The organism is Brevundimonas sp. CURTG3B2_SDJG, assembly GCF_057364705.1.
Genome location: NZ_JBNFOJ010000091.1, coordinates 1 through 10,510, shown reverse-complemented (window position 1 = coordinate 10,510; position 10,510 = coordinate 1). Strand labels below are relative to the sequence as shown.

Genomic DNA, 10,510 nt, shown 5'->3' with positions numbered 1-10,510 from the left:
GCCGCGCCGCGCCGGCGGCCGTCCGGGCCGTCAAGCCGACGTCGCGGCGCGCGCCTCACCGCCGCCCGAGAATCAAGATAACGTGGTTCTTGTTTGCTTGCGCAGGCCGCCGTGAGGGCTCGTGGCGACAGAACTCGAAATCTCTCGCGTCCGTCGCGACCGTGCCGAATGGACGGCCCTCGTGCGGCGGTTGCTTCGGTATGGCGAAACCAGCGGCCTCGACGATAGGCACATGGACTTTCTGGAAAGCCTGCAGGCGGCGTGGAGCCCCGACGAGCTGAGCCACCGTCAGGTCGAATGGCTACTGGACATCCGGGATTCGGCGACCTTCGTTTCGGAGTACGGGGGCGCGAGCGTCAGGTTCCTCACGCGGGTCTGTTTTGAAAACCGCCTGGGGATCGAAGATCTCGACGATCTTGCTTGGGTAGAGACAGCCTGGGCGACCAACGAGGACCGCGTGGTCCGGCGCGACGCCCAGCGGCTGTACCGCCTCGCCCGGTCCATGGACCTTTTGGACGACTGATCGCCCAGGCCTTCGGTTCCGGAGGTTCGAGCGGCTTTACCGCTTCCCCGAACGAAAAAGGGGCCGCACGAATGCGGCCCCCTTTAACCAACCGATTTCCTTTGAGGAAATGGTCGGAGCGACAGGATTCGAACCTGCGACCCCTTGACCCCCAGTCAAGTGCGCTACCAGGCTGCGCCACGCTCCGAGAGGCGCTCCTATAGACGGGGTCGCGCTCGGCGCAAACCCAAAAAAAGCGGTCTTCAGGCGGTTCGCGACAGGACCGCGTCCAGCCGGGCCCGCGCGCCCTCCAGCTCGGCCAGGATCTGGCGCAGACGGACGGTCGAAACGGACGGCGCGGCCGACGCGGCGGCCGGCGGCGGGCTCTGCGGAATCGCGCCGTCGGGCTCGAACGTCACCAGCCCTTCGGGGTCGCCCCAGGACGCCAGGCGCTTGATCCCCTGCTCCTTGAACAGGCGCTGCACGCCCTTGATGGTCAGGCCCTCGTCGTGCAGCAGCCGTTTGACCGCCTTCAGCAGCACCACGTCCTGCGGCCGGTAGAAGCGCCGCCCGCCCGCCCGCTTCAGCGGGGCCACGAAGCTGAACTTGGTCTCCCAGAACCGCAGCACGTGCTGGGGGGCGCCGACCTCTTCAGCGGCCTCGGAAATCGTCCGGAAGGCGTTCGGGCTCTTGGCCATGGTCAGCGGGCTGCGGTCAGGCCGGCACGACGGCGTCGTGCACCCGGCCCTTCATGATCTGCGAGGCGCGGAAGCTGATGACCCGGCGTGGATGGATCGCGGCCGGCTCGCCGGTCTTGGGGTTGCGGCCCATGCGGGCGCGCTTCTCGCGCACCTGGAAGACGCCGAAGCCCGACAGCTTGACCGTCTCGCCGCGCTCAAGGGATTCGACGATCAACTCCAGGGTCCGCTCGACCAGGGTCGAGCATTCCTGCCGCGACAAGCCCACCTCCTCGTGGACGGCTTCGCAAAGGTCCGCCCGGGTCAGTGTCTGCGTCACGGTCCAACTCCCCTGGATTGCTCCGGCCAGCCCATAAAAGGGCAAGCGTCGTCAAATGGAAAGCCGATATTGCGCTTCAGAGCCGAAACGCGCAGGCGCCCCAGGTCAGACCGCCGCCCATGGCCTCCAGCAGGACCAGGTCGCCGCGCTTGATCCGGCCATCCTGGATCGCCGCGTCCAGCGCCAGCGGGATCGAGGCCGCCGAGGTGTTGGCGTGCAGGGCGACAGTCGAGATCACCTTGTGTTCGTCCAGGCCCAGCCGATCGCCGACGCCCTGATGATCCGCTGGTTGGCCTGGTGCGGCACGAACCAGTCGACCTCGGCCACCTCCAGCCCCGACGCCTCGCAGGCGGCGGTGATCGCTTCAGCGATGTTGACCACGGCGTGGCGGAACACCTGGTTGCCGGCCATGCGCAGGTGGCCGATGGAACCCGTCGTCGCCGGCCCACCGTCGACGTACAGCAGGTCCGTCTTGGTCCCGTCGCAGCGTAGAGCGAACCCCAGCAGCCCCTGGTCGGCCTTGGTCCCCTGCCCTTCGCGCGGCTCGACCACCACGGCTCCGGCCCCGTCGCCGAACAGCACGCAGGTCGACCGGTCGGTCCAGTCCAGCAGCCGGGTCATCTCCTCGGCGCCGATCACCAGGGCGCATTTGGCCAGTCCCCGAGCCACGAAGCCGTCGGCCACGCTCAGGGCGTAGACGAAGCCCGAGCACACCGCCTGCACGTCGAAGGCGATGCACACCGGTGCGCCCAGCTTGCGCTGCACGATCGAGGCCGTGGCCGGAAAGGTCATGTCCGGCGTGGTGGTCGCCACCACGATCAGATCGACCTCTTCCGGGGTCCGGCCCGCGTCCGCCAGGGCGCGCCGGGCCGCTTCGGTCGCCAGGTCGCTGGTCGGCTCGTCGTCCCGCGCCTTGTGCCGCTGCTTGATGCCGGTGCGCTCCTGGATCCACTCGTCGGAGGTGTCCACGATCTTCGCCAGATCGGCGTTGGTGACGATCTGCTCGGGAAGATAGGAACCGACGCCGGTGACGGCGCTGCGGATGACGCTCACTGGGAAGTCTCCATGGCCGCCGGCGCTTCGGGCGCGGGCGGCTGTTCAAGCACGGCGGTCAGGCGCTGCAGGTTGGCGCCCACCTTCGCCATATAGTCGCTGCGCGCCAGATCGACAGCGATCCGGATGGCGGCGCCGAACCCGCCCGCAGTCGCCCCGCCGTGGCTCTTCACCACGATCCCGTTCAGGCCCAGCAGCGGCCCGCCGTTGATGGCGTTCGGGTCGATCTTGGCGCTCATCTTCTTCAGCGCCGGATAGGCCAGCGCGGCGCCGGCCTTGGACATCAGGCTGGAGCCCAAGGCCTCCCGCGTCAGCGCGCCGATGAACTTGGCCACGCCCTCGGCGGTCTTCAGCGCGATGTTGCCCGTGAAGCCGTCGGTGACGATCACGTCCACCGTGCCCTTGGCGATGTCGTCGCCCTCCACGAAGCCGTGGTAGTTCACCCCTAGCCCGCCTTCGCGCAGCAGGCGCGCGGCCTCGCGCACCTCCTCGTGGCCCTTCATGTCCTCCGAGCCGACGTTCAGCAGCCCCACGGTGGGCCGCGCCACCCCGTGCACGGCCGTCATGAAGGCCTCGCCCATGATCGCGAACTCGACCAGCTGGGCCGCGTCGCTCTCGACGTTGGCGCCGACGTCCAGCACCGCGGTCACGCCGCGGAAGGTGGGCCAGCTGGCCACGATCGCCGGCCGTTCCAGCCCCGGCGCGGACATGCGCAGCAGCAGCTTGGAGATGGCCATCAGGGCGCCGGTGTTGCCCGCTGAAACGACCGCGGCGGCCTCTCCGGACTTCACCGCCTCGATGGCGTTCCACAGGCTGGAGCCCTTGCCCCGCCGCATCGCCTGGGCCGGTTTCTCGTCCATCGCCACCACCTTGTCGGTGTGACGGACCAGGCAGACGTCCTCGCCCAGGCCGCACTTGGCCATCTCGGCGCGGATCGCGGCCTCGTCGCCGTTCAGCAGGAAGCGCACGCCCTCGCCGCCGTGGCGGACGCGATACTCACGGACGCCGCCGACCACGACCGACGGACCGTGGTCCCCGCCCATGGCGTCGAGCGAAATCAGAATGGGGGATGACAAGCCGTTTCGACTCCGTCACGCCGTTCTCCGGCGCTGTCAGGCGGCGACGATAACGCCGCACCGGGGGGATGCAACCAGGTGGACGCCGCGTCAACCTTCGTCGGACGGCCGAAGCTGTTTCAGCACCGCGAAGGGCGAGATTTCCGCCGGTTCCTCGGGCTGGACGAACTCCGCGCCCGCCTTGCGCGGGAACGGATCCAGCCGCAGCGCCAGCTGTTCGACCGCGTACTGGCCCAGATCGACCTGGCCGTCCTCGATCAAATCCGGCGATTCGTCCTCCAGGGTGATCACGATCTCCTCCGGGTCCTCCTCGGCGGCCTCGGCCAGCGGGATCGAGAAAGGCGCGTCGATCTCGACCGGCAGCGGCTCCAGCGTCAGGCCGCAGGTCTGCACGGCCTTGGCCCGCACCCGTCCCGACAGGGTCCACCCCGCCGCCGACGGCGCCAGGGCCACCTCGGCCTCGAACGCGTCCAGGGACGCCAGGTCCAGCGCCCTGGCGATCCGGGCCCGCGTCGGGCCGTCCGGCGACAGGACGCGCGTCACCCCCGATCCGATCTGATGCAGGCGGACGGGTTCGCTGTAGGGCAAGGCGGGGACGGTCATGCCGCCACCTTGGCCCAGTCGGGGGCCGTCGTCACGGCCTCGAAGGCCTGCGCCGCCAGTCTCCCGCGGCTTTCCAGGGCGTAGGCGGCCAGCGCTGCGCCGGCGGCCGAATCTTCGCTTTCAAAGACATTGCGCGCCAGGCTGGCCCCCAACGCCGGCTCGTCCTCGGCCTTCAGCGCGGCCTCGTAGGCGGTCATCCGCCCGTATAGGGACTCGCCCAGCTTGCGCATCTTCTTGCCCACCGAGATGTCGCCCACGCCCAGTTCGCGCAGGGTGTGGTCCAGGGCCGAGACGTAGGTGTCGAACAGCTGCTGGCCCGCGTCGGCCCCGCGTTCCCCGTCCTCGCGCAGCCGCATGTTCAGCAGCAGCACGTGCAGGGTGTACAGTTCGAACCGCGCGTCGATCCGGTCCGCCACGCCCAGGACGGTGTAGAAGCCCGGGTCGCGGGCCTGTTGGACGGTCAGCCCGTAGAGACTGTCCCCCAGGCGTTCGCGGCGGTTCCGGAAGAGATTCTGAAGCATGGCATGCGGCCCCTTTTCCGCCGCGCCGTTGAACTAAGGCCCGTGTCCGGTTAGGTCAAAGACCTTGTTCTGTCGCAGGCGCCGCATATGCTCCGTACGAAACTCCTGATCGCCGCCCTTTCGGCCGCCGCGCTGACCGCCGCGTGCGCCCCCGTGGTGGGCCAGAACGGCTTTCAGGCGATCGACGCCAAGCCGACGGACATCGTCGCGGGCACGGACACGCGTCAGACAGTGCTGACCAAGCTGGGCACCCCCTCGACCACCTCGACCTTCGAGAGCGACACGGTCTGGTACTACATGAGCCAGGTCACCGAGAAGTACACCTACAACCGGCCCCAGGTGACCCAGCGCAGCGTCACCGAAATCACCTTCAACGACGCCGGCCAGGTCGCCGCCGTGCGCACCCTGGGCCTGGACGACGGCCAGCGCATCGCCATGGACCGCCGCGAGACCCCGACCCGCGGCCGCCAGCTCACCATTCTGGAACAGCTGCTCGGCAACGTCGCCCGCGGCCAGCTGCCTCGCACCGAGGAAGACCTCCCCGGCCAGCGCCGCCCGGACTAAGAACTTGGGAAATGCAGAACGCCCGGAGAGCGATCTCCGGGCGTTCGTGCGTGTGAAGTGGCTAGTGGCTAGTGGTTAGTGGCTGCACCGAGCACGGTTTCGTCGGCGGAGCGCGGCCGCCCGCAGCAGTAGCGCCAACCACTAACCACTAACCACTTCCGCGCTCGGACGAAGAAAGGGCGGCGCCGTCTCCGGCGCCGCCCAAGTCTCGATCAGCCCGCAGCGATCAGCCGACGGTCCCGCTCGCCAACACCGCCAGCAGCAGAAGCGCGACGATGTTGGTGATCTTGATCATCGGGTTCACCGCCGGACCGCTGGTGTCCTTGTAGGGATCGCCCACCGTGTCGCCGGTCACCGCGGCCTTGTGCGCCTCGGAGCCCTTGCCGTGGACCGCGCCGTTCTTGTCGGTGAAGCCCTCCTCGATGACCTTCTTGGCGTTGTCCCACGCGCCGCCGCCCGAGGTCATCGACACGGCCACGAACAGGCCGGTCACGATCACCCCCATCAGCATCGCGCCCAGGGCGGCGAAGGCGTTGGCCTTCTCCGGCTGGATGAACAGCACCACCAGGAACAGCACGATCGGCGACAGCACCGGCAACAGCGACGGCACGATCATCTCGCGGATCGCCGCCGAGGTCAGGATGTCGACCGCCTTGCCGTACTCCGGCTTCACCTGGCCGGTCATGATGCCCGGGTTCTCGCGGAACTGTCGGCGCACCTCGGCCACGACCGATTCGGCCGCCCGGCCCACGGCGGTCATCGACAGACCGCCGAACAGGAAGGGCAGCAGCCCTCCGAACAGCAGGCCGATCACCACGTACGGGTTGGTCAGGTCGAAGGCGACCGTCCCCAGGCCCTCGAAGAAGCTGCCCGGCGCCGCATTGGCCGAGAAGAACTTCAGGTCCTCGGTGTAGGCGGCGAACAGCACCAGGGCGCCCAGGCCCGCCGAACCGATGGCGTAGCCCTTGGTCACGGCCTTGGTGGTGTTGCCCACCGCGTCCAGCGCGTCGGTCGAGTGGCGCACTTCCGGCGGCAGGCCCGCCATTTCGGCGATCCCCCCCGCGTTGTCTGTCACGGGCCCGAAGGCGTCCAGCGCCACGATCATCCCGGCCACGCCGAGCATGGTCGTGGTCGCGATGGCGATGCCGAACAGGCCTGCCAGCTGATAGGTCACCACGATGCCGATGATGATCGTCAGCGCCGGAAGCGCCGTCGATTCCAGCGACATCGCCAGGCCCTGGATCACATTGGTGCCGTGACCCGAGACCGAGGCGTTGGCCACCGACTTGACCGGCCGGAAGCCGGTGCCGGTGTAGTATTCGGTGATCACCACGATGGCGGCGGTCACCACCAGCCCGACCATGCCGGACCAGAAGAGTTGCATCGGCTCGATCAGCAGCCCGCCCGAGGTCGTCACCGGCCCGAGCAGGTTTTCCGACTGCAGGAACTGGAACAGGCCGAAGATGGCCGCGACCGACAGCACGCCCGTCACGATCAGCCCCTGGTACAGGGCCCCCATGATGTTCTGCGACTTGCCCAAGCGCACGAAGAAGGCGCCGATGATCGAGGTGACGATGCAGACCGCGCAGATCAGCAGCGGCAGCAGCATCATCACGTCCACATAGGGCTGGCCGCGGAAGAAGATCGCCGCCAGCACCATGGTGGCGACGGTGGTCACCGCATAGGTCTCGAACAGGTCGGCGGCCATGCCGGCGCAGTCGCCGACGTTGTCGCCCACATTGTCCGCGATGGTCGCGGCGTTGCGGGGATCGTCCTCGGGGATGCCCGCCTCGACCTTGCCCACCATGTCGCCGCCCACGTCGGCGCCCTTGGTGAAGATGCCGCCGCCCAGACGGGCGAAGATGGAGATCAGCGACGCGCCGAAGCCCAGCGCGACCAGGCCGTCGATCACGTGCCGGTCGGTGCTCTCCATGCCCAGGCCCTGGGTCAGGAAGGCGTAGTAGCCCGCCACGCCCAGCAGGGCGCCGCCAGCCACGAACATGCCGGTGATGGCGCCCGATCGGAAGGCCAGGTTCAGGCCCCGCGACAGGCTTTCCGAAGCGCCTTGCGCGGTGCGGACGTTGGCCCGCACCGAGATCAGCATGCCGGCGAAGCCCGCCGCGCCCGACAGCACCGCGCCGATCAGGAAGCCGACGGCGGCCCATTGGCCGATCAGGAACCAGGCCGCGATCAGGATGACGATCCCGACGATGCCGATGGTGGTGTACTGGCGACGGAGATAGGCGGAGGCCCCTTCCTGGATCGCCGCGCGATCTCGCGCATCCGGTCGTTGCCGGTGGAGGCCTTCATAAGACTGGCGGTCTGGACGGCCCCGTACAGGACCCCCAGCGCGCCTGCGGCTATGACAAGCCACAGATAGTTACTCATGACGTTTCCAAACCCTGTGTATTTGAGGCGCCCGGACCCTTGGCGCGGCGGGCGTTTTCGCCTCTGTCCGCCTTCCGGTCCCCCCGTGCGCGGCGGACGCCGAGAAGGCGCGTCCCTGGGGATTGCGGCCAAACCGTGCCAAATGGTCGCGCGTCGCGCAACAGGCTTGGTGAACGGCGGTCAGCCGGCGCGGACGCCCGTGCGCCGCCGGGGCGCCTGGCTCACCACCTCGACCCGGGTCACCGAACCCCGGCCGGCGATGGCGGCGGCCGAGCGCATCAGACTGGCCGACAGGGCGGCCACGTCGATCCGCGTCCAGTCGTCCGGCACCACGAAGGGCGTGCGATGGCCCGCGCGCACCAGGGCGTCGCGCAGATAGGCCTCCTTCAGCCGCATCGATTCCGGCGTCGCCCAACCGCCCAGGTGCAGACGCAGTGAGACGAACACATAGTTCTGGATCCGGCCCCGGGCGATGATGGGCAGGCCCACGCCCGACACGTTCAGCACCCCGCCGGACGAGGACTGCCCGCTCGCGCCCGCCCGCGCCGGCGAGGCGGGCCGCGGCTTCGCGGTGGTCGCCTCCGAGGTCCGGGCCCTGGCTCAGCGCTCGGCCGAGGCCGCCAAGGAGATCAAGACCCTGATCTCGGCCTCGACCGCCCAGGTCGACCAGGGCGTGCAGCTGGTCGGCGAGACCGGCCAGGCCCTGCAGCGCATCGTCGGCCGCGTCGCCGAGATCGACGGCCTGGTCAGCGAGATCGCGGCGTCGGCTCAGGAGCAGGCCACCGGCCTTCAGCAGGTCAACACGGCCGTCAACCAGATGGATCAGGTCACCCAGCAGAACGCCGCCATGGTCGAGGAATCGACCGCCGCCAGCCACTCGCTGAGCCAGGAGGCCGAGAGCCTGGCCGCCTCGGTCGCCCGCTTCCGTGTCGGCGATCAGGTCCAGGCCCCGGCGCACCGCCCGCAGCCGCACCGGCCCGCCAACGTCGCCACGGTCCTCAGGACCGTCGGCCGCGGCGGCGCCGCCCTGAAGCCTCAGGCCCAGCCCGTCACGGACGGATGGGAAGAGTTCTGATCCGCCGGGCGTGGCGGGCCCGATCCGCCCACGCCCAACGTAAGCCAGTCGTCGCAGAGGGGGCGTCGAGACCGTGAAGAAGAAGCAGTCGATCTCCAGAGCCGTCCGAGTTCTGTTCATCGCCAACGGCGTCTGCATCGTCACGGTGCTGGCGGCGTTCATCGCCTATGGCTGGGCCTCGCACGGCGTCCAGAAGGCGCACTCGGCCCAGTACAGCTCCTACCTCCTCGCCGACGAGCTGCGTCAGAGCTCTGACGACCTGACGCGTATGGCCCGCGGCTACGCCGCGACGGGAACGGCCTACTACGAGCAGCAATATCTCGAGGTCGTGGCCATGCGGGCGGGACAGACCGCCCGGCCGCAGTCCCCCCACCGCATCTACTGGGACCTGGTGGGCGCCGACGACCGTCGCCCCCGTCCCGCGGGCAAGAAGCTGGGCCTCCTGGACGAGATGCGCCAGTTCGGCTTCACCGACGAGGAGTTCCAGAAGCTGGAGCTGGCCACCCAGCGCTCCAACGCCCTGATCGAGCTCGAGACCGAGGCGATGAACGCGGTCCACGGGCGGTTCAAGGACGCCGCCGGAGGCTACACCGTCGCCGGCGCCCCGAATCTGGACTACGCCCGCAGCCTGCTGTTCTCCTCCGACTACGCCGACGCCAAGAAGCTGGTGATGGTCCCGGTCGACGAGTTCTTCGGCCTGATGGAGGCGCGGACGGCCGGAGCCGTGGCCTCGGCCAACCGATGGGCCCTGATCGCCATGAGCGTGCTGGTCGCCGCCCTGGTCTTCCTGATCGGTTCTCTCTCCGCCACCGGCGTGATCCTGCTGCGTCGCGTGATGCGTCCGCTCGCGGCCATCCGCGGCCGGATGGAGACCCTCGCCAACGGCGAGCTGGACGCCGCCATTCCCTATTCCGACCGGTCCGACGAGATCGGCGACATGGCTCAGGCGCTGGTGGTGTTCAAGGACAACGCGGCGGCCAAATTGGCCGCGGACGCCCGGGCGATCGAGGCGCGCGAGCAGGCGGAGCTGGAGAAGCAGGCCGCCAGCGAAGCGGCGATCCGCGAGCAGCAGGCCCTGGTGGTCGATTCCTTCGGCGTGGCCCTGACCCGCCTGGCGCAGGGGGAGCTGACCTACCGGCTGGATTGCGACCTGCCGTCCGAATACCTGCAGCTTCGCGACGACTTCAACTCGGCCATGGCCTCCCTGCAGGAGGCGGTGTCGGTGGTGGTCTCCAACGCCGGCGGCATCCGCTCGGGTTCCGGGGAGATCAGCCACGCCGCCGACGATCTGTCGCGGCGCACCGAACAGCAGGCGGCCAGCCTGGAGGAGACCGCGGCCGCCCTGGACCAGATCACCGCGACGGTGAACAAGACAGCCTCGGGCGCCGCCAGGCGTCGGGCGTGGTCCAGGCCGCGCGGGGCGACGCCGAGACATCCGGCAATGTGGTCCGCGACGCCGTGGCGGCGATGAGCGCCATCGAACAGTCGGCGCAGCAGATCAGCCAGATCATCGGCGTCATCGACGAGATCGCCTTCCAGACCAACCTGCTGGCCCTGAACGCCGGGGTCGAGGCGGCGAGGGCGGGCGAGGCGGGCGCGGCTTCGCGGTCGTGGCCTCCGAGGTCCGGGCCCTGGCTCAGCGCTCGGCGGAGGCCGCCAAGGAGATCAAGACCCTGATCTCGGCCTCGACCGCCCAGGTCGATCAGGGCGT

At 69.2% G+C, this 10,510-nt stretch carries 8 protein-coding genes, 1 tRNA gene and 4 pseudogenes; 4 read left to right on the top strand and 9 right to left on the bottom strand.

Annotation, left to right across the window (positions count from 1 at the left end; genetic code table 11):
- The first annotated feature begins 232 nt into the window (after window positions 1-232).
- A complete protein-coding gene (locus AC2W7C_RS08010; RefSeq protein WP_486000961.1) occupies window positions 233-523 on the top strand; it encodes a hypothetical protein in 291 nt (96 codons plus the stop codon).
- 110 nt (window positions 524-633) lie between these two features.
- On the opposite strand, the gene AC2W7C_RS08005 is transcribed toward AC2W7C_RS08010, so the two are convergent.
- From AC2W7C_RS08005 to AC2W7C_RS07975, 7 genes and pseudogenes are all read right to left on the bottom strand, one after another.
- Window positions 634-710: transfer RNA gene (locus AC2W7C_RS08005), tRNA-Pro, on the bottom strand.
- A 55-nt stretch (window positions 711-765) separates the two neighbouring features.
- The gene (locus AC2W7C_RS08000; protein ID WP_486000960.1) at window positions 766-1,200 is read right to left on the bottom strand and encodes a MerR family transcriptional regulator; all 435 of its coding nucleotides are present in this window, start codon (window positions 1,198-1,200) and stop codon (window positions 766-768) included.
- Between the two features lie 16 nt (window positions 1,201-1,216).
- Window positions 1,217-1,519, bottom strand: a complete 303-nt coding sequence (locus AC2W7C_RS07995; RefSeq protein ID WP_486000959.1) for an integration host factor subunit alpha — start codon at window positions 1,517-1,519, stop codon at window positions 1,217-1,219.
- A 76-nt stretch (window positions 1,520-1,595) separates the two neighbouring features.
- Window positions 1,596-2,572, bottom strand: a pseudogene (locus AC2W7C_RS07990) (beta-ketoacyl-ACP synthase III).
- On the bottom strand, window positions 2,569-3,648 hold the full coding sequence (gene plsX, locus AC2W7C_RS07985; protein ID WP_486000958.1) for a phosphate acyltransferase PlsX: 1,080 nt from the start codon (window positions 3,646-3,648) through the stop codon (window positions 2,569-2,571). The pseudogene AC2W7C_RS07990 and the gene plsX overlap by 4 nt, the downstream one beginning before the upstream one ends.
- Window positions 3,649-3,738: 90 nt before the next feature.
- A complete protein-coding gene (locus tag AC2W7C_RS07980) occupies window positions 3,739-4,251 on the bottom strand; it encodes a YceD family protein (RefSeq protein WP_486000957.1) in 513 nt (170 codons plus the stop codon).
- Window positions 4,248-4,772 carry a ubiquinol-cytochrome C chaperone family protein gene (locus tag AC2W7C_RS07975; RefSeq protein ID WP_486000956.1) on the bottom strand — a complete coding sequence of 175 codons (525 nt, stop codon included), beginning with the start codon at window positions 4,770-4,772 and terminating at the stop codon, window positions 4,248-4,250. The genes AC2W7C_RS07980 and AC2W7C_RS07975 overlap by 4 nt, the downstream gene beginning before the upstream one ends.
- A gap of 87 nt (window positions 4,773-4,859) precedes the next feature.
- Between AC2W7C_RS07975 and bamE the strand changes: the two genes are divergently transcribed.
- Complete coding sequence (gene bamE / locus AC2W7C_RS07970) at window positions 4,860-5,336, top strand: outer membrane protein assembly factor BamE domain-containing protein (protein WP_486000955.1); 477 nt, start codon at window positions 4,860-4,862, stop codon at window positions 5,334-5,336.
- A 226-nt stretch (window positions 5,337-5,562) separates the two neighbouring features.
- On the opposite strand, the pseudogene AC2W7C_RS07965 reads toward bamE, so the two are convergent.
- Together AC2W7C_RS07965 and AC2W7C_RS07960 are read right to left on the bottom strand one after the other, a co-directional pair.
- Window positions 5,563-7,724 (bottom strand): annotated as a pseudogene (locus AC2W7C_RS07965) (sodium-translocating pyrophosphatase).
- A 180-nt stretch (window positions 7,725-7,904) separates the two neighbouring features.
- Window positions 7,905-8,213: a hypothetical protein gene (locus tag AC2W7C_RS07960; RefSeq protein ID WP_486000954.1), complete on the bottom strand. Its 309-nt coding sequence runs from the start codon at window positions 8,211-8,213 to the stop codon at window positions 7,905-7,907.
- Between the two features lie 49 nt (window positions 8,214-8,262).
- Here AC2W7C_RS07960 and AC2W7C_RS07955 point away from each other — a divergent pair.
- Together AC2W7C_RS07955 and AC2W7C_RS07950 are read left to right on the top strand one after the other, a co-directional pair.
- Window positions 8,263-8,799: pseudogene (locus tag AC2W7C_RS07955) on the top strand (methyl-accepting chemotaxis protein); the annotation flags it as partial.
- Between the two features lie 877 nt (window positions 8,800-9,676).
- Window positions 9,677-10,510: pseudogene (locus tag AC2W7C_RS07950) on the top strand (methyl-accepting chemotaxis protein); the annotation flags it as partial.

Bases quoted from the DNA above. Each gene is read 5' to 3' on its own strand.
- bamE (WP_486000955.1), top strand. From the start codon at position 4,860: ATGCTCCGTACGAAACTCCTGATCGCCGCCCTTTCGGCCGCCGCGCTG.
- AC2W7C_RS07980 (WP_486000957.1), bottom strand. From the start codon at position 4,251: ATGACCGTCCCCGCCTTGCCCTACAGCGAACCCGTCCGCCTGCATCAG.
- AC2W7C_RS08000 (WP_486000960.1), bottom strand. From the start codon at position 1,200: ATGGCCAAGAGCCCGAACGCCTTCCGGACGATTTCCGAGGCCGCTGAA.
- AC2W7C_RS08010 (WP_486000961.1), top strand. From the start codon at position 233: ATGGACTTTCTGGAAAGCCTGCAGGCGGCGTGGAGCCCCGACGAGCTG.
- AC2W7C_RS07975 (WP_486000956.1), bottom strand. From the start codon at position 4,772: ATGCTTCAGAATCTCTTCCGGAACCGCCGCGAACGCCTGGGGGACAGT.